Source organism: Streptomyces sp. NPDC037288 (assembly GCF_055603265.1).
In genome coordinates this window covers 117,413-143,926 of sequence record NZ_JBVJVY010000023.1, presented here as the reverse complement: position 1 = coordinate 143,926, position 26,514 = coordinate 117,413, and the positions used below count along the sequence as shown (strand labels likewise).

Sequence of the window (26,514 nt, the reverse complement as noted above, 5' to 3'; positions counted from 1 at the left end):
ACCCGCACCCTCTACGACGAGGCCACCGCGTGGTCACACCACGCAACCCTCGCCGGAGCCGCTTGACATCCCTACGCCATGGGATGTCTGACCTGCGTCGAGTCGTCGGTGACGTCGTCGTTGGTCGTCGTCGGCTATTCCCGTACGGCTCAGGGACGGCCCGGCTCACCGAGGGCCGGGCCTCGGACGTGAGGTTCGGAGCCCGGCCCGCCGTGATCAAGCGGCTCGACCTTGTGACTGGCGAGCACGCGAAGGCGGGCGCGCCGACTCACGGCATGTGCGGCCGCGTGTGCCTCCTGGCCCACCTCTCCCGCGTGGGAGATCATCCCCAGAAGGATCTCCAGAGAGTCTCTGTCGTTGGCCGCTGCTGCGGCACTTCGCAGCAGTCGCCGAGTAGACGGCGTAATCATCGATCGCCGCATGCTTGACGGCGCAGAAAGATCCGCGGAAAGAATACTGAGGACGGCTTTCGCCCGTGACGTCGGAATGCTGGAGGGGATGGACCTTTGCGGATCACGGGCCATACTCCCCGCAGACACTTCGATGAAACAGTCCACCCAGGCTTCCAAATCGAACGCCACCCGTCGATTCTGGCACCGTCCACCCCGCGCCGACCCGCGTTTGCCCGTGGTCACCAGGGGCACCGCACACGGAGCGCACCCGCACGGCCGTCGAAGACGGCCGCCTACTTGGCTTCGGTGGGCTGAGGGTCGTCCGGGCGTACGGCTCCGAGCACCGGATAGGACGCCAGCGGGGAGACCTCCACCTTCTGTCCCGGGCGCGGAGCCTGTACGACGTTGCCGTCGCCCACGTACAGGGCCACGTGGGTCGCCTCGGGGAAGTACACGACCAGGTCCCCGGGGCGCAGTTCGCGCAGTGGGACCCGGCTGAGCCGGCGCCACTGTTCCTGGCTGGTGCGGGGGATCGGGGTGCCGGCGTGGGACCAGGCCTCGGAGGTCAGGCCCGAGCAGTCGTACGCCGAAGGCCCGTGCGCGCCCCACTGGTACGGCTTGCCGAGCTGGGCCATGGCGTAGCGGACCGCGCGGTCGCCCTCGGGGGAGGCCGGGCGGTCGTCGGGAAGGGCGCCGGCGGCGCCGAGCTTCTGCTGGGCCTCGGTGACGCCCCGCTGCTCCAGGCCGGCGATCGCGGTCAGCTGGGCCGGGGTGAGGGAGGCCAGCAGGCGTTCCACGTCACCCAGCCTGGCCCGGACGTCGTCGCGCTGCTTCTTCTGCCGGCCGGCGAGCGCGAGCTGGGTGTCGAGGGCCTTGCGGGCCGCCCGGGCCAGGACGTCCTGCCGCTTCTCGGTGGCGGTCAGCCGGGTCACCGTGCGGGCCCGTTCGCGCGCCAGCTCGCCGATGACATGACCCTCGTCCAGCGCGTGCTGCGGGTCGCGGGCGAGGAGCAGGCGGACGTACGGACCGAGGCCGTCGCTGCTCTGGTACTGCTGCCGGGCCAGCCGTCCCGCGTCGGCCCGGCTGTCCCGCAGGGCGAGGCGGGCGCGGGACAGTTCACCGTCGAGCCGCAGGACCTCGGCGCGCTGCCGCTTCAGCTTCTCGGCGGTGGCGTCGTAGGTCTCGGTGGCCTGTTCGGTCTGCCGGTACAGCTGCTGGAGATCCGTCAGCAGAGCGGAGACGGAACGCGGTTGCGGATCGGGCGTGGCCAGGGCCGGCGCGGGTGTGAGGACGGCCTGGGCCGCCACCGTCGCCGTACAGGCCAGGCGTAGGAGTGTTCCTGACACGACTTCACCTCCGGTGCCGGTGAGGGCGGGCTCTCCGCCGCTCGTCGCACCGGGATCATCACGTGATAATCAGACGTGTCCGCGCGGGCCGCGCCCCGAGCGTGCGCGGTTCGGCGCAAGCCTGTCACCCGTTCGCGTCGTCCTGCTTGCCGGACGGCGTGCCCTGTGGCTTGGACCAGGGCCACCGGAGCCTGCCGCCGGAGGTGTCGTCCGGGTCGTACTGGTACTTCCACCCCTGGATCAGGCCGAGCCGCCTGCTGTGTCCGCGCGGCACACGGCGGTAGACGAGCACCGTGGCCGGGCCGCCGTCCGGGTCCGGGACGGGGATGCGGTACGTCTTCGGGGGGTGCCCGGTGGGGCCGGCCATGACCGGCAGTACGCGCCCGTCCATGGGGCCGCCCTCGAAGGGGGTGTCCTGACTCTTCACGGCTTCAGTCTCGGTCATTCCCGGTGAGCGCGCCGACGAGGGCGGCCGTCTGCGGGTCCCGGCCGGCGGTGACCGTGAGCATGGCCAGGAACTGCTCCACCAGCCAGTCGCGCAGCTCCTCGACCGGGGGCTGCTTGTCGTCGTCCAGCCAGATCAGGGAGGCCGCCTCCACGGCCGTTATCCACGTCCGGACGGTCATGCGCAGCCGGGGGCCGGGGTCGGTGACACCGAGGTGGCCGTGGATGTGCTCGACGGCGGCCCGGCGCACCCCGTCGACGATGGCCGTGGTCCGCGAGGTCTCCACCACGCTGCCGCCCTGCAGCAGCGCGCTGAAGCCGGTGTCGTGCTCGTCGACGAAGGCCAGATAGCGGTCCAGGGCGCGGGACAGGCGCTCCAGCGGCGGGCCCTCGCGGGGCTCGTCGAAGCACAGCTGCAGCTCTTCGGCGGCGGAGCGCAGCGCGGCCTCGTACAGCTGCTGCTTGCCGCCCGGGAAGTACCGGTACACGAGGGGGCGTGAGACTCCGGCCGCCTCCGCCACATCGTCCAGGGACACGTCCTCGGGGGCGCGGTGGGCGAAGAGCGACAGCGCGGCGTCGAGGAGCTGACTGCGGCGCTCCTCGACGCTGAGCCGGCGGTAGGCGGGGGTGGCGGCCTGCGGGGTCATGCCCGGCAGCGTAACCGGGCGGACCGGGTCGCGCCGGGCGGGCCGGATCCGGTCATGGGCCGGATCCGGCCCGTCCGGCGGTGTGCCCGGGGGCCGTGGGACTAGTTGACGCCCTTGAAGCTCATGGCTCCGAAGGGGAAGCCGTCGGCCATCTTCACGCCCCAGTTCAGCGAGAAGACCTTGCCCTTGCAGCCCGTCTTCGCATACAGGTTGAGCATGTGCGCGGTGTTGTTGTTGATCGACCGGATGGGCACGGAACGGCTGTTGTTGCAGGCGCCGAGCTGGGTGTTCACCTTCCCGTACCGGCCCGTGTAGTGCTCCTTGGACCACACGCACGTGTAGTTCTTCTCGCACCCTCCGCTCGCGGCGTGGGCGGGGGTGGTCATGACGGCCACGCCGATGCATCCGGCCGCGGTCATCACACCCGCCGAGCGAGCGATGCGCTTGAGCAAAGTCACTGTAATCCCCGTGTGTCTGATGGTGGTTGACGACTGCGGCCGTAATTCATCACATGATCACCACGGCCGCCTCGGCAGTCTAACCATCCCTTTACGCAAGCAACCCGGAGGACCTCCACAGCCGCCTGCCGGCCCCTCGCAGCACCCCGATGTCGTCCAGGAAGTCCGTCAGCCGCTTCGCGCCGGCCTGCATGACCTCCCGCCGATGCGCACTGGCCTTCACCTGGGCCATCGCCTCCCGCTTGTCCAGTCCCACGTTCGTGTACACCTCGGGATTCACGAAGGCGACCGAGAACACCCGGGCGAACTCCCCGGACGTGACCCGGGTGAACTCCTGGGACCACCTCGGCGCCGTCACCATCTGGCGCCGCAGCTCCTCGCGGGCGTACCGGACGTGCCGCGCCTCCTCGACCACATGGATCCGCGTGACCCCCCGGATCAGCGGCTGGACCCGCTCGTCCGGGAACGTCAGCCGCTGCATCCAGTCCAGGACCTCCTCGCCGAGGAGCGTGGCGGTGAAGGAGCCGGGGGTCGTCGAGACGGTCTTGAAGAGGCGGCCGAGGTTCCGGTGGGCCCGGCTCACCGGATACCAGGGCGCGTCCCCCCGCGCGATCAGCCGCGCGAACATCTTCGAGTGCCGGCACTCGTCCTCGATCTCGGTGAGTGCGTAGCGCACGTGCGCACTGGTCGCCGCCTTGTCGTAGATGTGCCGGACCAGCAGCTGCATCAGGATGATCTCGAACCAGATGCCGAGCGAGGCCAGCGCCGCCGCCTCGTGCTGGGAGAGCAGGATCCGCTGCTCCTCGGGCATCCGCCGCCACATCGGGGTGTCGTACAGCGACACCAGCTCCGGCGGCCAGAACCACTTGCCCTCCTCGAAGGGCGCGTCCCAGTCCAGCTCCTTGTCCGGGTCGAAGGAGTGCTTGGCGGAGGAGACGAGCAGCCGCTCGGCCACCTGCTCCCGGTCCTTGAGCAGGCCGAGCGCGTCGCGCAGGCCGTCCAGCGCGTCCGCTTCCGTCAGGGTCGTCATGGCTCCCTCACCTTGTTACCCGGGGTACGTCGTCCGCCTCTTATGAGACTGCCTGTCAGCAAGGTCGTCAATCCCCCGCGCATGACTTGTTGACCTCGCGTCTACGTGTGAACCTGCGGGGTATGCCGACCCAAGACCTGTACGCCAACGACCCCGGTGACTCCTCCTGGCAGGTGCCCGCGAGCGGAGCCGCCCGGTTCAGCTGGGAGTACGACGACGGCCGCGACCGGCTGCTGGCCCTCTACCAGAAGGGCAAGGACAAGCAGTGGGACGGGCGGCAGCGCATCGACTGGGACCTGGAGGTCGACCCGTACGACGCGCTCGGCACGCCCGAGGAGGCGATGTCCCTGTACGGCACCGGGTACTGGGACAAGATGACCGAGAAGGACAAGGGGGAGCTGCGGCGGCACTACGCCTCCTGGCAGTTCAGCCAGTTCCTGCACGGTGAGCAGGGCGCGATGATCTGCGCCGCGCGGATCGTGGAGTCGGTGCCCGACCTGGACGCCAAGTTCTACTCCGCCACCCAGACCATGGACGAGGCCCGGCACGCCGAGATCTACGGCCGGTTCCTGCACGAGAAGATGGGGCTCGTCTACCCGATCAACGACAACCTGCAGTCGCTGCTCGGTGACACACTCCGGGACAGCCGCTGGGACATGCCGTACCTGGGCATGCAGGTCCTCATCGAGGGCCTGGCGCTGGCCGCCTTCGGGATGATCCGGGACACCACGGACAAGCCGCTGCCCAAGCAGATCCTCACCTACGTCATGCAGGACGAGGCCCGGCACGTGGCCTTCGGCCGGCTGGCGCTCAGGGACTACTACAAGCAGCTCACCGACGCCGAACTGCGCGAGCGCGAGGAGTTCGTCATCGAGGGCTGCTATCTGATGCGCGACCGGCTGCGGGGCGTCGAGGTCCTGGAGAACTTCGGCATCCCCAAGGCCGAGGCGGAGGCGCTGAGCGAGCGCTCCGAGTTCCTCCGGCTGTTCCGCAGGCTGCTGTTCAGCCGGATCGTGCCGTGCGTCAAGGACATCGGCCTGTGGGGCAAGCGGCTGCAGCAGGCCTATGCCGACATGGGCGTCTTCGAGATGGGCGACTCCAACCTGGACCTGCTGATGGCCCAGGACGAGGAACTGGCCGAGCAACTGGACGCGGAACGCTTCGCCGCCGAGGAGCGGGACCGGATCGCCGAGGTGCGGGACGCGATCGAGGCGGGGGCGGCGGAGGACTGAGGCGGCCCCGGGGCCCCGCGTGACCGAGGCGACCGCCGGGGCGTTCACCCGGGTGCAGTAGCGTGCTGGCGTGTCCATGCCTCCGCCCCCGCAGCAGCCGTATCCCAACGGCCCCCAGCAGCCGCCGTACCCCTACGGCCAGCAGCTCCCGCAGGCCGGTCCCGGCCCGTACGGCTCCCCGTACCCGCAGCAGCCCTCCCCGCAGCAGCCGTACCCGCAGCAGCCGTACCCGCAGCAGCCGTACCCGCAGCAGCCGTACCCCGCCTGGGGCGTGCCGCCCATGGCCCCGCCGCCGAAGAAGCGACGGGTCGGGCTGGTGCTCGGGATCGTGGGCGGTGTGGTCACGGCGGTCGTCGTGGGGCTCGTCCTGATCGGGGCGCTGGCCGAGAGCGGGTTTCCCGAGGCCAAGAACAAGCTCACCCTGCCCGGGACGCTGCTCGGCGGGAAGTACGAGCTCGCCCAGGACCTGTCCTCCTCCGAGGGCAAGAGGATCGAGGACGAGGCCGACGGGGCCTGGGACGCCAAGGACCTCCACGGCGTGGTCGGCACGTACAACGTGGACGGTGAGGCGACCAAGGGCACGCTGGTGGTCTCGGGCATGTACGGCCGGTTCAGGAACGCCGACGTGGCGCGCAGGAACATGATGAAGGGCGCCGCCGAGGGCGCCAACGCCAAGGTCGCCGTCCCCGCGAAGGACTTCCGCCTGAGTGGCGTGACGATCAGCTGCGAGGTGGTGACGCAGGAGCAGACGGGTACGGAGTTCACCGTGCCCATGTGCGCCTGGGCCGACGGCAACACGGGCGCCACGGTCGCCACCGTGAACACGCCGCTCGCGTCGCAGAGCCCGTCGGACATCGATCTGGAGGCATCCGCGAGGAACACCCTCCAGGTCCGTTCCGAGGCGGTCAAACCGATCGGCTGACCGTCTCACCGGCCCAGAACGGCCCGCATCACGTCCCGTGCGATCGGCGCCGCGTTCCCGCCGCCGCTGATCTCACCGCGGTCCGCGGAGGCGTCCTCCACCACCACCGCGACCGCCACCTGCGGCTCCAGGGAGTCCTCGGCCTGCGCCCAGGAGACGAACCAGGCGTACGGCACACCGGTGTTGCCGACCCCGTGCTGCGCGGTGCCGGTCTTGCCGCCCACCAGGGCACCCGGGATGGCCGCCTGGGTGCCGGTGCCCTCCTGGACCACATCGGTCATCAGCTCCTTCAGCCGTGCGGCTGTCGACGGCTTCATCACCTGCCGCACCGGATGCGTCCCGCTCCCGGTGAGCGTCTCACCGCTGCGCCGGGCCGTCCGGTCCACCAGATACGGCGACCGCAGCTGCCCGCCGCCCGCCACCGCCGAGGCCACCATGGCCATCTGCAGCGGCGTGGCCCGCGTGTTGTACTGCCCGATCGAGGACAGCGCCAGCTGCGCCCGGTCCACGTGCGCGTCGAAGGTGCTGGGCGCGACGGAGAAGGGGATGCGCAGCCCGGTGTCGTTGAACCCGAACGCGTTCGCCGTGGCCACCATGCTCTTCGTCCCGACGTCCACACCGAGCTTGGCGAACACCGTGTTGCACGACCACTCGAAGGCCGACCGCAGCGAGGCGTCCCGGCACTCGTCGGCCTCGTTGGTCAGCCGGGTCCTGGTGCCGGGCAGCCGGTAGGGGTCGGGGGAGTCGGTGCGCGCGTCCAGGTCGGTGACCACGCCCGCGTCCAGCGCCGCCGCCGCGGTGACCACCTTGAACGTCGACCCCGGCGGATAGGTCTGCCGCACCGCCCGGTTGAGCATCGGCTTCTCCGGGTCGTGGTTGAGCCGCGCCCACGCCGAGGTCACCGCCTCGCCGTTGCCGGACAGCTCCCCGGGGTCGTACGACGGACTCGACACCAGCGCCAGGATCCGGCCCGTGGCCGGCTCGATCGCGGCCACCGCGCCCTTGCGCCCGGCGAGCCCCCGGTACGCCGCCTCCTGCGCGCGCCGGTTCAGCGTCGTGACGACGTTCCCGGCCGGGCGGCCCCCGCGCGTCACGTCGTTCCACAGCGGCAGCGGCGACAGCATCGGATCGGTACCGGCGAGCACCCCGTCCGCGGCGTGCTCCAGGAACGTGGTGCCGTACGACTGTGAGGCGAACCCGGTGACCGGGGCGTACAACGGGCCGTCCTTGTAGGAGCGTTCGTAGCGCAGCTGCTCACCGGTGTCCACGGAGCCGGTGACCGGCCCGTCGCCGACCAGGATGTCGCCGCGCGGCTGGCTGTAACGGGCGATCTCGGCACGGCGGTTGGCCGGGTTGCCGTCGTAGAGACCGGACTGCACCACCTGCACGCGGGCCGCGTTGACCAGCAGGGCCGCCAGCAGCAGCGTGCAGAACGCGCAGGCGTGCCGGATGTACCGCGCCATCGGCCGCCCGCCCTCGTGGAAGCCGCCGTACTCGCTCACCGGGCCTCCCGGCCGTCGTACTGGCTGCGCGCCGAGTCGCTCACCCGGATCAGCAGTGCCACGATCGTCCAGTTGGTGACCACCGAGGAGCCGCCCTGGGCGAGGAACGGCATCGCCATACCGGTCAGCGGGATCAGCCCGGTGACGCCGCCCGCGATCACGAACACCTGCAGGGCCAGGATCGAGGCGAGCCCGACCGCGAGGAGCCGGCCGAAGGGCTCGCGCAGGGCCCGTCCCGCCCGGTAGCCGCGCTCCACCAGCAGGGCGTACAGCAGGATGATCCCCGCGAGTCCCGTGAGCCCCAGCTCCTCGCCGGCCGTGGCCAGGATGAAGTCCGACTTGGTGGCGAAGCCGATCAGGATCGAGTGCCCGAGCCCGAGCCCGGTGCCGAGGACCCCGCCGGCGGCGAAGGCGAACAGCGACTGGGAGAGCTGGTTCGGTCCCTGCCCGGCCTCGATCGTGGCGAAGGGATGCAGCCAGTCCTCGATCCGCTGGTTCACATGCGGTTCGAAGCGTCCCACGGCGAACGCCCCCAGCACGGCGAGCAGCAGCCCCACCGCGATCCAGCCCGTCCGCCCCGTGGCGACGTACAGCAGCACCACGAACAGTCCGAAGAACAGCAGCGAGGTGCCCAGATCCCGTTCCAGCACCAGCACCCCGACGCTCAGCAGCCAGATCGTCACGATCGGCCCGAGCACCCGCCCGGTCGGGAACTGCAGCCGCCACAGCCGGCGGCCGGTGTACGCGAGCGCGCTGCGGTTGGCGGCCAGATAGGCGGCGAAGAACACCGCGAGCAGCACCTTCGCGAACTCGCCCGGCTGGATGGAGAAGCCGGCGAGCCGGATCCAGATACGGGCGCCGTTGACCGCCGGGAACAGGATCGGCAGCGCGAGCAGTCCGAGCGCGGCGGCCACGCACACATACGAGTACCGCTGGAGCGCCCGGTGGTCGCGCAGCACCAGCACGACGACGATGAACAGCCCGATGCCGAGCGTGGACCACACGAGCTGGGCCAAAGCCGCCTGGTCGTGCGGGGTCTCCAGGTCCAGCCGGTAGATCAGGACCAGCCCGAGCCCGTTGAGCAGCACACCGATCGGCAGGAACAGCGGGTCGGCGTACGGCGCCCGGATGCGCACCGCGAGATGCGCGCACAGCGCGAGCACCCCGAGCCCGGCGCCGTAACCGGCGGCTCCGGGCGGGAGGGAGCCGGACCGCGCCAGACCCACCGCGCAGTAGCCGTACACCGACAGCAGCACCGCCAGCAGGATCAGGGCGAGTTCGATGCCACGGCGCCGGGGGAGGCGTACGGCGGGTGCGGGAGTCTGCGCCGCCGCCACGGTGGTTCCGGCCTTGGTCATGCCGGGAACCTACCCAAACAGGACGTCTTGTGTGCCATGCCCGCTGGCGCCCGCGTGGCGTGCCCCCGAGCTCTAGCGCCCCTCGACCACAGGCAGGACCAGCGTGGCGACGGCCCCGCCGTCCACCGCGTTCGCGAAGAACAACCGCGCCCCCAGAACCTCCGCCTGCCCCATGGCGATGGTCAGCCCCAGCCCGTGCCCGGTGGCCCCGCCCTCCGTACGGAACCGCTGCGGCCCATGAGCCACCAGATACTCCGGATATCCGGCTCCGTGATCACGTACGGTCACCACGGCACCGTTCACCGTCAGAACCACCGGCGGGGCCCCGTGCTTGTGGGCGTTGGCCACCAGATTTCCCAGCACCCGCTCCAGCCGACGCCGATCGGTCTCCACCCGCGCGTCGGCCAGGACGCGCACCTGCGTGTCGGTGCCCGAGGCCCGGACCACCCGCCGGGCCAGCGCCCCCAGCTCCTCGGTGTCCACCTCGAGCCGCTCCCGGCCGGTGTCCAGCCGGGAGATCTCCAGCAGGTCCTCGGTGAGCGTGCGCAGCGCCGCCACCCGGTCCCGCACCAGCTCCGTCGGCCGGCCCGGCGGCAGCAGCTCGGCCGCCGCGTGCAGCCCGGTCAGCGGGGTGCGCAGCTCGTGCGCCACGTCGGCGGTGAAGCGCTGCTCGCTCTGCAGTTTGCTCTGCAGCGACGAGGCCATCGAGTCCAGGGCGACGGCCACCGCGGCCACCTCGTCCTGCGGGCGGGACGGGTCCTTCGCCAGGGGGTCGTCGACGCGTGCGTCGAGGTCGCCGGCGCTGATCCGCCGGGCCACGCGTGCGGTGCCGTGCAGCCGCCGGGTCACCCGGGTCACCGCGAACACGCCGACCAGCACCGTCGCCCCGATCGCGAGCCCCGACGACCACAGGATCGAGTTGTCGAGTCCGGCGATGGTGCGGGACTGCTGCGAGTAGTCGACCGCCACGGCGAGCGCCCGGTGCCCGGCGGCCGGACCCGCCGCCCACATGGTCGGGCGCCCGTCGTCCGAGGAGACCATGGTGCCGCGCTCGCCGGCCGCCGCCAGCGTCCGCAGCGGCGTCGGCAGCCCCCGGGGGTCCACCCCGGCGTTCGGCAGCAGCGCGTCCCCGGCCTCGTACGCCTGGGTGGCGTCCGCGAGCTTGGACAGGGCCAGGCCGCGGGCCTGGCCGACGGTCTGGTTGGTCACCGAGACGTGCACCAGGACACCGAGCAGCGCGGCCAGCGCACAGCACATCACCGTGATGAACGCGGCGGCCTTCACGGCGAGCGGCCCGGCCCACCGGGGGAGCACGTGCCTCATCGCGCGCTCGCCGAGGAGGAAACGGAGGGAGTGGAGGGGGAGGCGGACGGACTGGGCGAGGGCTTCTTGGCGTGCCGGCCCTCACCGGTGTGCAGGTACTCGTCGCGGGAGAACACCATCGCGCGCTGTCCGGGGTCCCACACCCACGTCGTGCGGTACTCGTAGCCGGAGATGTCGGCCGGAGAGCGCTCGATCAGGGACCGGCCGGCCAGCTCCACGCCGAGGATCGCGTCGTTGTCGGCCAGCACCTTCACCAGCGTGTGCTTCTCGACGGTGTACACCCGCACGCCCGTCTGGTTGGTCGGGTAGAGCCGGAAGCCGAGCGTCATGTCGTCCCGGCCGTCACCCGTGAGGTCCCGGTAGTACGGCTTCAGCAGCGGGCAGCGGGCCCCGTCGCCGCCGGGCCGGCACTCCTTGAGCCGGTCCACGGTCGCGTGATACGCCCCCTTCGATCCGTAGTCGTCCGGATGGGCCTTGATCTCGGCCTCGACCACGGCCACCGGGTCCACCGCGCGGATGTCGCCGCCGGGGACCGTGATCCCCTTGACGACCTCCCTGGTCGCCACGTCGTAGGGGTAGGCCGGGCTGGAGGCCGGGCGCAGGTCGGGCCAGAGCTTCGCGGGGCTGACGGCGGTGGCGGTCGCGCCCGCGCCCCGCAGCCCGCCGGTGTCCCCGCAGGCCGCCGCCGTCGCCGACAGCAGGGCGACGACGGCCGCGGTGAGGGCGGTGCGCGCGGGACGGCGGGCTGACACGGTGCTCCTGGGGCGTCGGGGTAGGGGGCCCCGTCCACCTTATGTGTAGACGGAAATTCGTATGTAAGTCCTTTTTGCACCCGTCGGAGTGGTGCTGGAGGAAGAGGCTACTCGGCCAACTCCTCCAGCAGCCGCACCGTCGACAGGCCCGCGCGCAGGTACTCCACGAACAGCTCGTTGTGCAGCGCCCAGGCCGAGCGCCGGGCCCGGATCAGCTGGATCACCTCGTCGGGCGACGCGGGCCCCCGCTGCAGAAGCGCGTGTGCGACGACCAGGCCCGAGCGGTTGTACCCGTGGTAACAGCGCACGAGGACCCGGCGGCCGGCGTCCCGGGCCTCGTTCGCCGCCCGGGCCAGCCGGATCACCCCGGCCAGCTGCGTCCCGTCCAGCGGGCCGTCCGGAATCGGCCACACATGGTGTTCGACCCCCGGAGCGGGGCCGTACCCCGGCAGCCGCAGCAGCGTCTGCACCACATCGAACTCGTCCCGTACGACGGCGAGCTCCGGCCGTCCCGAACGGCCCCGGAACTCGTGCCCGCCCATCCACAGGCCGGGCACGACCTCGTCCCACGGGCTCTCCGGAGCCGGTACGTCGGGCTGCTTTCCGCGGATCCGCACCGGCGCCTCCCCAACTCCCCCTCGCGGGGCCGCCCTCCACGGTAACCGGTCTTGCCCCGGGAGCACCCCGCCTGTTCCCATGGTCCGAGGGGTGATGGCGCATGAGCGCACTGCGCGTGGTGCCGGCCTATCGGCACGGGCGGGAACGGCTGTACGTCTGCCGCCCGGACGGAAGCAATGTCGCCTGGTACGACCGTGAGGCGGGCCGGGTGAACCTGCTCGGCGAGGACAGCAGGGACGACGTACTCCACGCCCTGAAACCCTTTCTGACCGGCCCGGTGACCGTAGGACCGCCTCCGGTTCCCACCCCCGCGGAACTGGCCCGGCTGACCCTGCACCCGGACGACGACCTCGCCCCCAACCGCCCCGGCGAGACCCTCCTCGTCGCCCTCGAACGCGACCCCGGCCCCGCCCACCGGCTGCGCCCCGACCCGCGCCGCCGCGCCCTGGCCGCCGAGGAGGCCGTCGGTGCGGCCCTGGACGCCCTGGAGGGCGCCGGCTGGCACACCCTGCACTCCGTCCCCCTCCCCGGCGGCGACCGCATCCCCCATCTGCTGCTCGGCCCCGGCGGCCTGTTCGCCGTACACGCCCTGTACGCCCGCAAGACCCGGGTCCAGGTCGCCGACCCCATGGTCACCGTGGGGCGCCGCGAGCCCGAGCCGCTGCTGCGCCGGCTGCGCGCCGCCGCCGACCAGGCCTCCCACGCCCTGACCGCCGAGGTGCGCCCGGTGCTGGCCCTGGCGGGCCCGGCCGAGCTGACCGTGACCGCCCAGCCGCGGGCGGTACGCATCCTCCAGGACGCCGAGCTGCCGGGCCTGGCCCGGCTCGGCGGGGTGCTGAAGCCGGCGGACGTGGAGGCCCTGCACGGGATGGCGAGGGACCGGAACACGTGGGGGAGGGTGTAGGCCCGCGGGGCCCCGGGTCAGGGTTTTCCCGCCGGGTTCCGTCAGGTGTTTCCGTCAGGCTTTCCGATCAGGCTTTCCGATCAGGGTTTCCGGCCAGGGTTTCCGGCCAGGGTTTCCGATCAGGGCAGGGGTGCCGCCGCCACCGGGTCCAGCAGCGGTGCCAGCAGGTCGCCCAGATCCTGCAGGCGCGGGGCGATGTCGTTCGCCTGGAACTCCAGTTGCGCGGGGCTGCCGCAGTCGGCGACCTCCTCCCAGGTCACCGGTGCCGAGACCAGCGGGGCCCGGCGGGCGCGCAGCGTGTAGGGCGTGGCCGTGGTCTTGCGGGCCGCGTTCTGGCTCCAGTCGACGAACACCTTCCCCGGCCTGAGGCTCTTCGTCATCCGGTGCACCACCAGCCGCGGCATCGCCCGCTCGGCCTCCACGGCGAGCGCCTTCGCATACTCACTCGTCCGTTCGGACGAACCGCCGCGCACCGCCGCCAGCAGATGGAGCCCCTTCGAACCGGCCGTCTTCGGATACGCCTCGATGCCGTCCGCCGCGAGCCGCTCACGCAGCCACAGGGCCACCTCGCAGCAGTGGACGACGGTCGCGGGCGCGCCAGGGTCGAGGTCGAAGACCAGCCGGTCGGCCTCGCCCGGGGTCTGCACCAGCCACTGGTGGGTGTGGAACTCGGTGACGAGGTTCGCCGCCCAGACGAGGCTGGGCAGGTCCTGCACCACCACCATGCGGGCGGGACTGTCCGCCGACGACCGCGGGACGTCGGCCGTGGTGACCCACTCGGGCGTGCCCGGCGGCACGTTCTTCGTGAAGAACACCTGCCCCTCCGGTCCGTCCGGATAGCGCAGGAAGGACACGGCCCGGTCGCGCAGATGCGGCAGCAGCACCTCGGCGCTGGTCGCGTAGTAGTGCACCAGCTCCGCCTTGGTGAAGCCGGTCTCCGGATACAGCACCTTCTGCAGGTTGCTGAGGGCGACGCGCCGCCCCTCCACCTCTGTGATAGGCGTCATAAGATGACAATCCCAGAAAAACAGGTGAAATCGGGGCAAGCGGTGTCCCGGCGGTAGGCAGAGGAAGGGTGCGGCACGTGCGATCCATCTGGAACGGCGCCATCTCCTTCGGGCTGGTCAGCATCCCGATCAAGCTGGTGAACGCCACGGAGAGCCACTCGATCTCCTTCCGCCAGGTCCACACCGAGGACAACGGCCGCATCCGCTACCGCAAGTTCTGCGAGCTGGAGGACCGGGAGGTCACCCAGTCGGAGATCGGCAAGGGGTACGAGGACGCCGACGGCACGATCATCCCCATCAGCGACGAGGACCTGTCCCACCTCCCCATCCCCACGGCCCGCACGATCGAGATCGTCGCCTTCGTCCCGGCCGACCGGATCGATCCGCTCCAGATGGACGCCGCGTACTACCTCGCGGCCAGCGGAGCCCCGGCCGCCAAGCCGTACGTCCTCCTGCGCGAAGCCCTCAAGCGCAGCAACAAGGTCGCGATCGCCAAGTACGCGCTGCGCGGCCGCGAACGCCTCGGCATGCTGCGCGTGGTCGGCGACGCCATCGCCATGCACGGCCTGCTGTGGCCGGACGAGGTCCGCGCGCCCGAGGGTGTCGCCCCGGACACCTCCGTCACCATCCGCGACAAGGAACTCGACCTGGCCGACGCCCTGATGGACACCCTCGGCGAGGTCGACCTGGAGGACCTGCACGACGAGTACCGGGACGCGCTGGAGGAGGTCATCGCCGCGAAGGCCTCCGGCGAGGCCCCACCGGAGGCGCCCGCGCCGGCCGCCGGGGGCAAGGTGCTGGACCTGATGGCGGCCCTGGAGAACAGCGTGCGGGCGGCCCGCGAGTCCCGCGGCGCGCCGCCCGCCGCAGCACAGGCAGAGGTCAGATCCCTGCCACGCCGGCCGGAACCGAAGGAGGCGGGCGCCAAGAAGTCGACGTCCACGGCCAAGAAGAGGGCCGCACCGGCGAGGAAGTCGACGTCCAAGTCGGCCGAGGGGACGAAGAAGACGGCGGCGTCGAAGACCACCGCGAAGAGCACGGCCAAGAGCACGGCCAAGACCACGGCGAAGAAGACGGCACAGGAGAAGCCGGCACAGGAGAAGACGGCGCAGAAGAAGACGACGTCGCGCAGGCGAACGGCTTGAGGGCGATTTCCGGGCGCCGTGGGGGACGGGCCGGTTGTCCGGTGCGGGTCCGGTGCGGCTAGGCCGCCTCACGCCACACCTTCACGTCCAGCGTGGCATACGCCGTCCCGGACGAGCCCCGGTACGTCACCAGCCCCACGTGCCCCGTCCCGCTGATGACGCACATCCGCCGGCCGGCGGTCAGGTCGTTGACCCGGATGTAGCTCCTGTAACCGGTCGCCGCCTTGCACACGTCCAGGCCTCCCGCCCGGCCCACGGGCAGCAGCGCCAGAGAGCTGCCGGAGGTGGTGCCGGGGGGCGAGGACCACGCCCGGGGAGTAGACGGCGTAGGTCAGATCCTCGTCGGAGGTACCGGTGTCCGCCTTGGACCGAACGGGGGTGTCCGCCAGGTACAGGTCATGGCTCTTGGTCATCCGGATCCCGGCGTACGCCACCGGGACGGGGGCCTTCGGAGCCGTGGACCCGCTCGCCGCGGTCTCGGTTGATGCTTGATGTTGTGGCTTCACCTGATGCTTGACACCGCTTGCCTCGGCTTGGCTGTGCGCGTCTGATCGGCGTGTGCAGGGAAGTCCGGGCCTCGTGGCGGCTCATCAGGGCGTGACGACGGGGCTTTGCGGAATGGACCGTTGTGAGAGTGCACACGAGGTCCTGAGCTGGCACTCCTGCCTCTGAGGTCCGAGGATGCTCGTATGAAGGTGCCGATCGGTCGCCCGAGTCTGCGGCCCTACCTGCCTTACCAGCAGCGCACGGCAGCGCACCGTGACGGGCTGACCGCTCACTTCCTGGGCACCAGTTCAGTACTGCTGTCGGACGGCGAGACCTCGGTGCTCAGCGACGGGTTCGTCACCCGCCCGGGGATGCTGCGAGTGGGCATGGGCAGGATTGCCCCGAACCGAGCGCTGGTCCGTGCCGCCATCGAGCGGCTGCGGGTGGACACCCTCGCCGCTGTGGTGTGCGCGCATTCCCACTACGACCACGCCCTCGACGCTCCGGTGTGGGCGCTGGAAACCGGCGCCGAACTGGTCGGGTCGGAGTCCACCGCCAACATCGGGCGCGGCCTGGGGGTCCCCGAGTCGTCCTTGCGGGTGGTCGGCGACGGCGACACCGTCACCTATGGCAGCTTCACGCTGACCTTCCTGGACTCCGTGCACAGCCCAGGCGACCACTACCCAGGCACCGTTGACCGACCCTTGGTGCCGCCGGCCCGCGCCGGTGCCTGGAAGACCGGCACCGCCTACTCCGTGCTCATCACCCACCCCCGCGGCCGCGTGCTCCTGCAAGCCAGCGCCAACTACCGGCCCGGCGCCCTTCGCGGTCACCGCGCCGACGTCATCTACCTGGGCGTCGGCATGCTGGGCAAACAGTCCGCCGAGTTCCTTCGCACCTACTGGGACGAGGTCGTGGTCGCGACCGGGGCCAGGCGGGTCATCCTGGTGCACTGGGACGACTTCTTCTTCGGCCTGGACCGGCCACTGCGCCCCATGCCCTACCTGCTCGACGACCTCGGCACCACCATGAGTCGACTGTTGCCTCTGGCCCGCCGTGACGGCGTCGACGTCGTCCTGCCCGTCTCCTGGCAACCCAGCGCCCCCCTCACCGGTATCGCGTGAACTCGGCCCTGTCGCCCCTGGAATCGGCGAAGCGCGTCGATTACCTGGCCAACGGTGCGAGACGGGCCACGCGAACCGCCAAGCATCAGCTGACACGCATCTGTAGAGGCTCAACTGAACCTGAGTGGGGGTGGCCGTCCAGTGCGGCTCGGGTCCAGCTCAGCGCGGCGCGGAGTTCTCGGGGATGTAGGGAAGTCCGGGCCTCGTGGGCGGCTCATCAGGGCGTGACGACGGGGCTTTGCAGAATGGACCGTTGTGGGGGTGCACAGGAGGCGCTCGTGCGGGGATGGGGCCGCGGGGGCAGCTGGGAGTTGCCAGGTCACAAGTGGGTGACTGTCTTCACTGATTCCTTACATCGGACGCACCGGTGTAGGTAGTTTCACGCCTCACGTACTTCAACAGGGGGGACCTGTGAGCTACTACCAGCCTCAACCGCCGCCGTTCCAGCCTCCGCCCGGACCGCCGGCCGCCCGTCCCGCACCCAAGTGGGCCCGTAAGCGATTCGTACTGCCCGCCCTGGGCCTCGCGTTCATCATCGGCGTGGGCAGCGCCGGCGCCGACGGCCAGAAGCCGAACGCGACGAAGACGGTGGCTAACGACAAGGCGCGGCCGACGGCCACGGTCACCGCGACAGCCACGGCTACGGAGACCGCGAAGCCGAAGCCCGCGCCGACAGTGACGAAGACGGTCAAGGTCAAGGTGAAGGTGACCGTCACCGCGCACGCCGCTGCAGCGGGGTCGGGAACGGGCGGCATTTCGACGTCTGGCGGATCGTCGTCCAGTGGCGGGTCCAGCGGCGGGTCCAGCGGCGGGTCCAGCTCGTCGGGTGGCTCCAGCTCTGCGGGCGGCGGTGCGACGGCCCTGTGCAACGACGGTACGTACTCGTACGCCGCTCACCATCAGGGGGCCTGCTCGCACCACGGGGGCGTGGCCGTCTTCTACCGATAGCCGACGTCTCAGGCTGGTGCACCAGCCGCTGGCTTGAGTGTGGGACCGGCCGCCCCATTGGATTGGGGAGGCCGGTCCCCGCGTCTCCAGGGCCTCTTGGCCCGCACGCCGTGTCCGGACGCACGACCACCCCGTTCCGATATCAGCTGGGGCTGGGCAGACGGCGCGACAGGAGCGGCCATGGCGATCAGGCTTGGCCCGCAAAGGACCGAGGGTCGAGGTCGTCGTTCTCGCGGGGTTTCACCTGCGGCAACGCTCCAAGATCCCGTCCACGTCTCGCCCACAGACCCCGACATACGACCGCTTCGGCCCGCATACGCCTGCACATACGCGAAGACCCCGGCCTCAGCGTTTCCGCTGGTGACGGGGTCTTTGGGCACCTCATGCTGGGTGCCCCCGGCAGGATTCGAACCTGCGCACACGGGTCCGGAGAGCGTGCTGATGACATCCTCGACTATGGCTCTGACCTGCAAGGGAGCTGTCGCGGCGCGTGATCTCGTCTCGCTCAGACGCCTCTCACACGCGCGGAGTGGAGGGACGAGAGCTCACCTCTGGTTGTTGGCCCCGGTCGGAGGCGACGACGTGAGAGGCTGCAACGCCCCGCGGTCTTGCAGCCCGGTACTCAGACCGGACAGATGGGACACTCTCGTGGCGCCCTACGCCGCCCAAGGGCCACCCTCGGAAGCTGGAAGCAGTGAGCCGCTGCCACCCGAGATCGTCGAAGGGGAGGCAACCTGCGCTGCTGGGATTCACCGCGCGGCCTCTTCGAGCCACCCCGCGGGGAAGAATGGAGTAGGGACCAGTGCTGCGAAGGCGATCTGAGCCATGACTTGGAACGCCAGAGGTTCGCCGGCGCTGCTCGCGAGGAGGGGGCAAGCACAGACGACCAGCGGAAGGGCAAGTAGCACACGGAACCGGACCGTCTCCATCTGGTTGTGGACCCAGACCGCGAAAATGGCGATGAACAGGGTGGGAATACCGATAATCGGCAGCATGTCCATGCCCAGCGTCATGATCTGCAGGAAGCTGTCTTTCCACCAGACGGTCTGCGAGATGGCCACCCACGCTGCGGTGTGGAGGAGCACGTATATAAGCACACACTGCCCCATTCGCCCCAGGATGTACCCAAGCCTGCTGGCGGGTCCCATCTCTGTCACCATCCCCGTCCCATGTTCAAGCCCCAGATTTGAACACGTTCAACATAGTGCACTGGCCGCCTGATGGCAGCGTCGGGACCCGTGACGGCCACTGGAAGGCAACCCCGTTGGCGTCAGAAACGGATGTAGAAGGCCCGTGACCATGATCGGTGCGGGGCCTTTCGCCTGATACCCCGGCAGATTCGAGCCTGCGACAACCGCTTTAGGAGTTCGATCCCCTTAAGGGGTGGCCTGTCATGATGGGTCCTCGCGGCTGACTGACACCCTGGCTAGAGCCGCTGTCGTCCGCCCGCGTCCCGCGTCGTTGATGTCGCCTGGTGATGTCAACCGGCGGTCCTAGAGATCTGGGTCGGACCATCCGCCAGTAGGGGGCCACGCTTGCTCGGCATGAGCTGCACTCAGCAGGCAGCTGGGCGAGACGCGCGCCAGATCTAGCGGAGAGCCACAAGGAAGGGTGGTGGCCGGCGCGTGTGGCCCACACGCTCCTCACACGTGATCGGTGAGCGACAACGAGAAAGAGCGGGAGACAGTGAGACTGTCTCCCGCTCCTTCGTGTCGGCATCCGCCCTGGTCAGCGCTTGATCTCAGCTGATCCGCGGCGAGTGCCCCCGGCAGGATTCGAACCTGCGCACACGGCTCCGGAGTGATTGCCTGATCGCACCTTCATGAGTTCTCTGACCTGCGGCGGAGCCGATGGGGCGTTGTATCACGGCACGTAGTGTGTCGGAGGTGTGTCGCGCGCCCTGCGCGAGAGCCCTCAGTCAGCCCAGTTGGTTCTGAATCGCGATTGCGTGATGACTTCGACCAATGCCCTGTCAGGGTGACCAGTCACGGAAGCACCGTCACAACCTGAACCGTCCCGGGATCGCGAGCGCACCAAGATTTTGTCAGGGCTGACCGCCTCCGCAGCCGCGGTGAACGCTACTTCACACGCCCCCCAACCGGTCGACGCGGCCCCATAGGTCATCGGCACGAAGGGACTGACCGTGCGCACGATCGGCGACATGCGCAAGGTGGCCTGCGGAAGATCACCCGATCTGGTAGCGGGCTTCCTGCGGCATGGTGCTGCGACCCATGTGCGGAGCGGTGTCAGGCAGGACTAGAAGTCGTCCTTGCGGCGATGGAGCCGGCAGGGGGCCAGCCGCGGAGGTGACCCAGGCCAGCAGGGGAACCACTTGCGGTGGGAGAGCTCCCGTTGCACCGAACGGCGACCAGTCAACTCGAAGTGGGATGCGGGCCGCATCGAATCGGGCTGACGTAGTCCCTGCCTTGAGAGCCAGGTCAGTGCGGGTCGGGACAGGCCTTCACTGCGGCATTGCTTCGCCACTCGCCGACCTGCGAGCCAGTAGGCGAACGGAGCCAAGATCACAGCCACCACGCCAAGTGGACTACCAGGCGCAGTTTGGTGACCAATTAGCCCACTGAGCGTTAGGGTAACTACCAAGCTAGGCTAGGAGATCTGAGTGCATACGGGCGACCCATCAACGTATGATCGTGACATAGTCCACCTTGCGCGTGTAGCCATGGCAGGACGGCAGCAGGACGTACAGACCTTGGTGCAGAGGCTGGCTCGCCGGTACCAGCGGTCCAACAACGGGCTCGCTGAAGACCTCCGGGAGCTCTTGCGTTCTGCGCCACATCTTGACGCTCCCATGCGAGAGCACGGCAACGCCGCTCCCGTCCCACTCGACGGCGATAGTCGACAGTCGCTCATTCGTACCGACCACCTTGGGCCAGTGACGCCTCCAGTCCTGACCCGATCGGTCAGGGCGCAGCTCGAGCAGTTGCGCGATGAGCACCGGTTGCAAGACCGTCTTCGGGAAGCCGGCTTGACTCCAAGCCGCACCGGCCTGTTCGTTGGCCCTCCAGGCGTAGGTAAAACACTGGCCGCGCGATGGCTAGCAAATGAGCTTAAAGTGCCGTTGCTGGTGCTGGACCTGGCTACAGTAATGAGCAGCTACCTTGGTCGAACTGGCAGCAATATCCGGAAAGTTTTGGACTATGCCAAGGCTAGCCCATCGGTTCTTTTGCTCGATGAACTTGACACCGTGGCAAAGCGCAGAGATGACGAGGCGGAGGTAGGTGAGCTAAAGCGCCTGGTTACCGTGCTGTTGCAGGAGATTGATGACTGGCCCGCCAGCTCCCTCTTGCTGGCGGCGACAAACCATGGCGACCTGCTTGACCCGGCCGTGTGGCGACGCTTCGACGTAATCGTTAATTTTCCGCTCCCTGGGCCAGCGGAGTTGGAAGAGGCACTTATGCAGTATTGCGGTGACGAAAACACGGAAGTGATCGATTTCCTCGTTCAGGTCCTCGCTGGCTACTCCTTCGCAGACGCCGAACGCTTTGTCATGACCGCAAAACGTAAGGCCGTTCTGAGTGGCGAACCTTTGTTCGAGACACTGCTTACGTCCGCCCAGGAGCACCTCCGCACGATGGATCACGCTGATCGTCTTCAAATCGCACTCGATCTCATGCAAGATAGTGAGCTATCGCAACGGAGGGTGAGCGAGCTGACGGGGGTCAGTCGAGACACCCTCCGTAGGCGACAGCGCAACAGGTAGACGCAACGCGCACGTCACCAGGGGGGTAGCTGTGGCTGGAGAGCGCAACTTCTTGCTGGGGCACGGGGAGCGACTGGTCACCCCCGTATCGCTTACGCGTACGGGCAGGCCTCCGAAGGCGCCCTACACGGCAGAGGAGGCGAGACAACGTCTGCGCCCCCAAGTTGAGGCGGCTGTGCGCAGCTTCAACTCCCTCCCGGAGATTGCTTGCCCTGATGGCAAAGCAGTCGGTGTGCTCACTCTGCACCCTCAATTCATAGCTAAGACCTACCACCCAGGGGAGTTTCTCCGGGAGCAGGGGTTCACATACGTCGGCTCTCGTGGCGCCTCGGTCACGCCTGAGAAGTGGACGCGTCAGGGGTCGCCGCAGCAGATGGAGACTGCCGAATTATTCGTTGCAGGGCGGCGTGATCGATTCTCCAGTTTCGCTGAGCGACTGGCGACAGTGAACGCTTTTCCAGAACAATCCCCAATCCGCCTCCTGGAAGCCTTTAGGGCTCCGGGTCCTGCGGACAAGAAGCGTGGAACCGAGACCCCAGACAACTATGCTACTCCGGGCCTTGTCGAAGTAGGTCTGCACCTGCCTCTTCGAGACCGTGCTGCAATTGAGCAGGCCTTCTCCGAATACGCGCGAGCCTGTGGAGCTTCAGCTGATTTCGACCGGCGCATTAAGGTCGGCGGACTGCTCTTTATTCCGGTCCGCATCGGTGACGCAGATATTGATGATCTCGCCAAGTTTTCGTTCCTTCGCGTCCTTCGCCCCATGCCTCAACTGCGCGTCTTCCACCCCATTGAGCGCAGTGCGATTGCTACGGGTGTGTCCCTGCCGCCCCTTCCTGAGGAAGCGCCTTTGGACGACTCCATTCGCATGGCTATCTTCGATGGTGGCCTGCCTCCATCCGGGCCGTTGAAGGAGTGGGCTGACTCCTACGATGCAGATGGTGTTGGGCTGACGGTAGACCGCTATTTGCAGCATGGGCACATGGTTACCTCGGCGGCTTTGTTCGGGCCGCTGACTCCCGGCCAGCCCATACCGACTCCGTTTTGCTCAATCGACCACTATCGGGTCATGGGTGGGACGCAGGACGACCCTTACGTTCTCTACAACACACTCAAACGGATCTGGAGCATTCTGAGTAACACTCCCTACGACTTCGTGAATCTGAGCCTAGGGCCTGCGCTGCCCATCGAAGATGACGAGGTGCATCCGTGGACGGCAGTTCTTGACGAGTTGCTCTCTAAAGGGAAGACGCTTCTTACTGTCGCCGCCGGAAACAATGGAGACTTGGATCGGGAATCCGGTAACGCGCGGGTACAGATTCCGTCTGACTGCGTAAATGCGTTGGCGGTCGGGTCTGCTGATAGTCGCAGGTCGGACTGGAGGCGAGCCAGCTATAGCGCGATCGGCCCTGGGCGGTCGCCCGGGATGGTGAAGCCCGACATCCTCTCCTTCGGAGGTTCGGCAGCGGAGCCCTTCATGTTCGCGCCAATGAGCACGGAGGCCTCGCCACTGACGGCTGCGGGTACGAGCTTTGCCGCGCCGGCGGCACTCCGTATGGCAGCGGGTATCCGAGCCCACTTCGGGGATCACTTGACGCCTTTGGGCCTCAAGGCTCTTCTCGTGCACTGCGCAGAAACCGCTGAAGCTCCTTTGGATGAGATCGGCTGGGGTCGCATCCCGAATGACATCGAGAAATTCGTCGTCTGCGAACACGACTCGGTTCGGATTCTCTACCAGGGAGAAATCGACCCAGGCCAAGCCGTGCGTATGCCAATTCCTCTGCCGGATGGCATTGACGGTGGCATGGTGACGATCAGCGCTACTTACTGCATCAGTTCGCCGGTTGACGCCCGTACCCCGAGTACCTACACCGGTAGTGCCATCGAGCCGTTTTTCCGCCCCCACGCCAAGAAGATGGCCACCGATGGAAGTACGCACGCAGCGCCCAAGTCGTTCTTCCAGGTAGGTGACTACGTCCCAGAAAGCGACCTTCGGCGCGGGGCGCACAAATGGGAAACGACAAAGCACAAGACCAAAAAGCTCCGTGCGTCATCGTTGTTCAGGCCGGTATTTGATGTTCGCCACCTCTCCCGCATTGAGCAGCTCGCGGGTAATGAGGCGGACACCGTCGAGTACGCCCTCGTCATCACGATCAAGACTTCCCAAGAGTCCGACATCTATAACAAAGTGGTGCGTACTTACGCCGACCGGCTTGAAATTCTTCAGCCTCAGATCGAGGTTCCCATCTCGATTCGCCCGTAGCGCAGCCGAAGGGACGCTAGGCGGACACGGACTATCTCGCAGTTCACTACTCGTACGCCCCGCCCGAAGCCAGGAAGGCTGGACTGAGACAAGGGGTCGGAGGGAGTTCGAGACGGGAGCCGGTGAGACTGACTCCCGCTCCCTCTGTCGGCATTCGCCGACGGGCTGTAACACCCCTGGGTGTTACAGCCCTCTGTGACCGGACAGCCCGGACACCGGCACCTTGAGCTGTCCGGCCTGTTTGCACAGGTGAGAGACATAGCCGGACAGCCGGACAGCCCGGACACCTCCAAGCACGGCCCCACGGAACCCGGACAATCCGTCCGGGTTTTCCCGTTTCGGTGCCACACGCTGGCCGTGTGGCGGGAAAGGGGGTGAGATCGCTTACCCGTTCCTCGCCACGTCGGTACCGTGAAGAACGCCCCTACTCAGCAGCGGGAGGCAACACCCCATGCGTGGTCTTGGAGATCACCTCAGCATCGGTGAGCGCATCGCGTTCTATCGGAAGCGCCGCGGCTACACGCAAGAGGTGCTGGCCGGCCTGGTCGGTCGGAGCACTGATTGGCTGGCGAAGATTGAGACCGGTCGCAGGAAGCCACCCCGCATCGACATGCTCGCGGAGCTGTCGCGCATCCTGCGCGTGTCCCTCGGAGACCTGCTCGGGCAGACCGTCCTCATGGAAGACGAGCGGCAACAGGACGACGTCCCCGCCGTGCGCGACGCCCTCATGAGCCCACGCCGGCTGTCGCGTCTACTCTTCGGACCGGACGCTGAGGCGCAGCTCCCGACGCCTGTTCCTGTGGCCATGCGCGTGGAGCATGCGTGGAACGACTACCAGGGCGGTCGGCTCGGCAGCGTCATCGCTGCACTGCCTGCCCTACTTCAGACGGCTCAGGAGTTGGAGGAGCGAGCGGTGCGCCGCGGCGAAGACCGTGGCGACTGCTGGGCAGTGTCAGCCCGCACGCACCACCTTGCGGCTACGACACTCGCCAAGATCGGCGAGTCGGACATCTCGTGGCTCGCAGCCGAGCGCGCGATGCGAGCCGCTGACGAGTCGGACGACCCGCTCGTGCTGGCGTCCGCCGCACGTTCCGGTACGCACGCCCTGCTGGCCAATGGGCGCTATGACGACGCCCTCGAACTGGGTAACACGGCCGCAGCCTGGCTGTCGTCTCAGGTAACCGATCACAACCCGGCGGCCCTCAGCCTGCTGGGAATGATCCACCTGCGTGCCGCCGTCGCGGCGGCGCGCCATCAGGACCGGCCTACCGCAACGGCGCTGCTGAACCGTGCCGAGGAACTTGCGGACGATCTCGGCTCGGATGAGAACTATTGGCAGACCGGTTTCGGGCCGACGAACGTGCTGCTTCACCGACTGTCCATCGAGCTGGACCTCGACAACGTCTCGTACGTGGTGGAGCACGGCCGGATCAACGTCGACCACATGCCGCAGGAGCGCAGCGTCTCGCACCGGATCGACTTCGCGCGTGCCCTGTCGCTCGCAGGGCAGGGTGATGAGGCCTTTGCAGAGTTGCGTACGGCCGAGCGCACGTCGCCGCAGCTCGTACGCAACAATCCGAGGGTGCGCGAGACGCTGCGAGACCTGATTAAGCAGTCTCCGGTGACGGGTGGCTCGCGTTCGTCGGACGTGTTCGCGATGGCTCAGCGTTGCAGGGCGGTGCAGTGAGTTCAGGCAAGCGTGGGGTGCTCGGAGTCGTCGGGTCGGCTGCCGGGGGCGTAGAGGCATTGCGCACCGGTCTCGTGGAGCCTGCCATAGGCCGTGGATGGCGGGTGGCCGTCACGCTCACGCCAACCGCAGGTCAGTGGCTGCGCACGAGCGGCGAGCATGAGCGGTTGGAGGAGCTGACCGGGCTGCCCGTACGCGATGAGCCGCGTCTTCCTGGCGAGGCCCGGCCGCATCCGCCGGTTGACTGCTACGTGGTAGCCCCCGCGTCCGCCAACATGGTCGCCAAGCTCGCGATCGGCCTGATGGACAATCAGGCGCTGACGCAGGTTGGCGAGGCCATCGGCACTCTCGATCTCCCCGTCGTTGTCTTCCCACGAGTGAACGCGGCGCACGCTCGCCACCCCTCGTGGCAACGGCACATCGACGCTCTACGGGCGGGAGGGGTGCGCCTCGTCTACGGACCCGATGTCTGGCCGCTGTACGAGCCGAGGTATGCGCCGGCCGGGCGCGAACTCCCGTGGGCGGCAGTGCTGGACGCTGTAGATAGGGCCACCCAATGATGAGTCGTCAACACGCCTGACCTGCAAGGAAAGAGGACCCGGACAGTCTGTCCGGGTCCTCTGCTGTTTCCGACCGCATGCTCACTGGCATGTCAGGGATCAATGAGCGAAGCGGCGATTCGGGAGGCCTGACCCCAGCCGAGCTCGCCGCAATCCAGGTGAGCTTGATCGAGGCGCGCGCCACCGCTGAGCAACTGCTGAGGCGTGCGGACAGGCTCACGACGCGGGTGGAGTCTCGTTACCGACGAGCCGCTCAAGACGATCGAGCCGCTCACCGAGCGTACGAAGCGCGTCGTGAATCGCGCTGAGCTCAGCGGAGAGCGCGGTGAACGCGGGGCTGCTGCCCGGCTCGGTGCCGAGCGGCACCGAGGGGTCGCGGACGAAGGTTCCGCGGCCCTGCTGGGTAAGCACGAGCCCCTCGTCACGGAGTTGCCCGTACGCGCTCTGAACGGTCATGAGCTGCACGCCGAGGTCTTTGGCGAGTCGGCGAGCAGCGGGCAGCTGATCGCCCGGTTCGTACGAGCGATTCGGGCCCGTGATCTTCGCCCGGAAAGCGGCGGCGATCTCCTTGGCCGTGGGCGTCTGCTTGGGCGCTTCTGGGCTCTGCTCCATGGCTTCGAGAGTAGCCGGACCTAGGTCAATCCC

25 protein-coding genes are annotated in these 26,514 nt (G+C 68.6%); 10 read left to right on the top strand and 15 right to left on the bottom strand.

Going from position 1 to position 26,514, the window contains the following annotated elements; translation table 11 throughout:
* Nucleotides 1-685: 685 nt before the first annotated feature.
* From ACZ7GZ_RS25050 to ACZ7GZ_RS25030, 5 genes are all read right to left on the bottom strand, one after another.
* A complete protein-coding gene (locus tag ACZ7GZ_RS25050; RefSeq protein WP_471027518.1) occupies nucleotides 686-1,738 on the bottom strand; it encodes a C40 family peptidase in 1,053 nt (350 codons plus the stop codon).
* A 124-nt stretch (nucleotides 1,739-1,862) separates the two neighbouring features.
* Nucleotides 1,863-2,165: a hypothetical protein gene (locus ACZ7GZ_RS25045; protein WP_471027517.1), complete on the bottom strand. Its 303-nt coding sequence runs from the start codon at nucleotides 2,163-2,165 to the stop codon at nucleotides 1,863-1,865.
* A 4-nt stretch (nucleotides 2,166-2,169) separates the two neighbouring features.
* Nucleotides 2,170-2,829, bottom strand: a complete 660-nt coding sequence (locus tag ACZ7GZ_RS25040; protein ID WP_471027516.1) for a TetR/AcrR family transcriptional regulator — start codon at nucleotides 2,827-2,829, stop codon at nucleotides 2,170-2,172.
* Nucleotides 2,830-2,930: 101 nt separating this feature from the next.
* Nucleotides 2,931-3,287 (bottom strand): peptidase inhibitor family I36 protein, encoded by a 357-nt coding sequence (locus ACZ7GZ_RS25035; RefSeq protein ID WP_471027515.1) that lies wholly within the window; start codon nucleotides 3,285-3,287, stop codon nucleotides 2,931-2,933.
* A gap of 91 nt (nucleotides 3,288-3,378) precedes the next feature.
* A complete protein-coding gene (locus ACZ7GZ_RS25030; protein WP_471027514.1) occupies nucleotides 3,379-4,317 on the bottom strand; it encodes an AurF N-oxygenase family protein in 939 nt (312 codons plus the stop codon).
* A 122-nt stretch (nucleotides 4,318-4,439) separates the two neighbouring features.
* Here ACZ7GZ_RS25030 and ACZ7GZ_RS25025 point away from each other — a divergent pair, with 122 nt between their 5' ends.
* Nucleotides 4,440-5,549 carry a ferritin-like domain-containing protein gene (locus ACZ7GZ_RS25025; RefSeq protein ID WP_471027513.1) on the top strand — a complete coding sequence of 370 codons (1,110 nt, stop codon included), beginning with the start codon at nucleotides 4,440-4,442 and terminating at the stop codon, nucleotides 5,547-5,549.
* Between the two features lie 76 nt (nucleotides 5,550-5,625).
* Nucleotides 5,626-6,471: a hypothetical protein gene (locus tag ACZ7GZ_RS25020; protein ID WP_471027527.1), complete on the top strand. Its 846-nt coding sequence runs from the start codon at nucleotides 5,626-5,628 to the stop codon at nucleotides 6,469-6,471.
* 5 nt (nucleotides 6,472-6,476) lie between these two features.
* Here ACZ7GZ_RS25020 and ACZ7GZ_RS25015 read toward each other — a convergent pair whose 3' ends face one another.
* From ACZ7GZ_RS25015 to ACZ7GZ_RS24995, 5 genes are all read right to left on the bottom strand, one after another.
* The gene (locus ACZ7GZ_RS25015) at nucleotides 6,477-7,934 is read right to left on the bottom strand and encodes a peptidoglycan D,D-transpeptidase FtsI family protein (RefSeq protein ID WP_471027525.1); all 1,458 of its coding nucleotides are present in this window, start codon (nucleotides 7,932-7,934) and stop codon (nucleotides 6,477-6,479) included.
* Nucleotides 7,935-7,969: 35 nt separating this feature from the next.
* Nucleotides 7,970-9,331, bottom strand: coding sequence for an FtsW/RodA/SpoVE family cell cycle protein (locus ACZ7GZ_RS25010; RefSeq protein ID WP_471027512.1), 1,362 nt, complete (start codon nucleotides 9,329-9,331; stop codon nucleotides 7,970-7,972).
* Between the two features lie 72 nt (nucleotides 9,332-9,403).
* Nucleotides 9,404-10,654 carry an ATP-binding protein gene (locus tag ACZ7GZ_RS25005; protein ID WP_471027510.1) on the bottom strand — a complete coding sequence of 417 codons (1,251 nt, stop codon included), beginning with the start codon at nucleotides 10,652-10,654 and terminating at the stop codon, nucleotides 9,404-9,406.
* On the bottom strand, nucleotides 10,651-11,406 hold the full coding sequence (locus ACZ7GZ_RS25000) for a hypothetical protein (RefSeq protein WP_471027508.1): 756 nt from the start codon (nucleotides 11,404-11,406) through the stop codon (nucleotides 10,651-10,653). The genes ACZ7GZ_RS25005 and ACZ7GZ_RS25000 overlap by 4 nt, the downstream gene beginning before the upstream one ends.
* A gap of 107 nt (nucleotides 11,407-11,513) precedes the next feature.
* Nucleotides 11,514-12,023 carry a protein-tyrosine phosphatase family protein gene (locus tag ACZ7GZ_RS24995; RefSeq protein WP_471027507.1) on the bottom strand — a complete coding sequence of 170 codons (510 nt, stop codon included), beginning with the start codon at nucleotides 12,021-12,023 and terminating at the stop codon, nucleotides 11,514-11,516.
* A 101-nt stretch (nucleotides 12,024-12,124) separates the two neighbouring features.
* Between ACZ7GZ_RS24995 and ACZ7GZ_RS24990 the strand changes: the two genes are divergently transcribed.
* On the top strand, nucleotides 12,125-12,928 hold the full coding sequence (locus ACZ7GZ_RS24990; RefSeq protein WP_471027506.1) for a nuclease-related domain-containing protein: 804 nt from the start codon (nucleotides 12,125-12,127) through the stop codon (nucleotides 12,926-12,928).
* Nucleotides 12,929-13,047: 119 nt separating this feature from the next.
* Here the strand turns inward: ACZ7GZ_RS24990 and ligD are convergent, their stop codons facing one another.
* Entirely contained in the window at nucleotides 13,048-13,935 is an 888-nt protein-coding gene (ligD, locus tag ACZ7GZ_RS24985; protein WP_471027504.1) for a non-homologous end-joining DNA ligase, read from the bottom strand.
* Between the two features lie 77 nt (nucleotides 13,936-14,012).
* Here ligD and ku point away from each other — a divergent pair, with 77 nt between their 5' ends.
* Complete coding sequence (gene ku / locus ACZ7GZ_RS24980; protein ID WP_471027503.1) at nucleotides 14,013-15,080, top strand: non-homologous end joining protein Ku; 1,068 nt, start codon at nucleotides 14,013-14,015, stop codon at nucleotides 15,078-15,080.
* Nucleotides 15,081-15,138: 58 nt separating this feature from the next.
* Here the strand turns inward: ku and ACZ7GZ_RS24975 are convergent, their stop codons facing one another.
* Nucleotides 15,139-15,336, bottom strand: a complete 198-nt coding sequence (locus ACZ7GZ_RS24975) for a hypothetical protein (protein WP_471027502.1) — start codon at nucleotides 15,334-15,336, stop codon at nucleotides 15,139-15,141.
* A gap of 433 nt (nucleotides 15,337-15,769) precedes the next feature.
* Between ACZ7GZ_RS24975 and ACZ7GZ_RS24970 the strand changes: the two genes are divergently transcribed.
* Entirely contained in the window at nucleotides 15,770-16,690 is a 921-nt protein-coding gene (locus tag ACZ7GZ_RS24970) for an MBL fold metallo-hydrolase (RefSeq protein ID WP_471027500.1), read from the top strand.
* Nucleotides 16,691-17,118: 428 nt separating this feature from the next.
* Here ACZ7GZ_RS24970 and ACZ7GZ_RS24965 read toward each other — a convergent pair whose 3' ends face one another.
* Complete coding sequence (locus ACZ7GZ_RS24965) at nucleotides 17,119-17,559, bottom strand: hypothetical protein (protein ID WP_471027528.1); 441 nt, start codon at nucleotides 17,557-17,559, stop codon at nucleotides 17,119-17,121.
* Between ACZ7GZ_RS24965 and ACZ7GZ_RS24960 the strand changes: the two genes are divergently transcribed.
* The gene (locus tag ACZ7GZ_RS24960) at nucleotides 17,552-17,638 is read left to right on the top strand and encodes a DUF3761 domain-containing protein (protein ID WP_225075656.1); all 87 of its coding nucleotides are present in this window, start codon (nucleotides 17,552-17,554) and stop codon (nucleotides 17,636-17,638) included. The genes ACZ7GZ_RS24965 and ACZ7GZ_RS24960 overlap by 8 nt on opposite strands.
* A gap of 749 nt (nucleotides 17,639-18,387) precedes the next feature.
* Here ACZ7GZ_RS24960 and ACZ7GZ_RS24955 read toward each other — a convergent pair.
* Nucleotides 18,388-18,723, bottom strand: a complete 336-nt coding sequence (locus ACZ7GZ_RS24955; protein ID WP_471027499.1) for a hypothetical protein — start codon at nucleotides 18,721-18,723, stop codon at nucleotides 18,388-18,390.
* A 1,808-nt stretch (nucleotides 18,724-20,531) separates the two neighbouring features.
* Here ACZ7GZ_RS24955 and ACZ7GZ_RS24950 point away from each other — a divergent pair.
* The 4 genes from ACZ7GZ_RS24950 (at nucleotide 20,532) to ACZ7GZ_RS24935 (ending at nucleotide 25,869) form a co-directional block, all read left to right on the top strand.
* On the top strand, nucleotides 20,532-21,359 hold the full coding sequence (locus ACZ7GZ_RS24950) for an AAA family ATPase (RefSeq protein ID WP_471027498.1): 828 nt from the start codon (nucleotides 20,532-20,534) through the stop codon (nucleotides 21,357-21,359).
* Between the two features lie 175 nt (nucleotides 21,360-21,534).
* A complete protein-coding gene (locus ACZ7GZ_RS24945; RefSeq protein WP_471027496.1) occupies nucleotides 21,535-23,622 on the top strand; it encodes a S8 family peptidase in 2,088 nt (695 codons plus the stop codon).
* A 451-nt stretch (nucleotides 23,623-24,073) separates the two neighbouring features.
* Nucleotides 24,074-25,309 (top strand): helix-turn-helix domain-containing protein, encoded by a 1,236-nt coding sequence (locus ACZ7GZ_RS24940; protein ID WP_471027495.1) that lies wholly within the window; start codon nucleotides 24,074-24,076, stop codon nucleotides 25,307-25,309.
* Nucleotides 25,306-25,869 carry a flavoprotein gene (locus tag ACZ7GZ_RS24935; protein WP_471027494.1) on the top strand — a complete coding sequence of 188 codons (564 nt, stop codon included), beginning with the start codon at nucleotides 25,306-25,308 and terminating at the stop codon, nucleotides 25,867-25,869. The genes ACZ7GZ_RS24940 and ACZ7GZ_RS24935 overlap by 4 nt, the downstream gene beginning before the upstream one ends.
* 216 nt (nucleotides 25,870-26,085) lie before the next feature.
* On the opposite strand, the gene ACZ7GZ_RS24930 is transcribed toward ACZ7GZ_RS24935, so the two are convergent.
* Nucleotides 26,086-26,481: a GntR family transcriptional regulator gene (locus tag ACZ7GZ_RS24930; protein ID WP_471027493.1), complete on the bottom strand. Its 396-nt coding sequence runs from the start codon at nucleotides 26,479-26,481 to the stop codon at nucleotides 26,086-26,088.
* Between the last annotated feature and the right edge of the window lie 33 nt (nucleotides 26,482-26,514).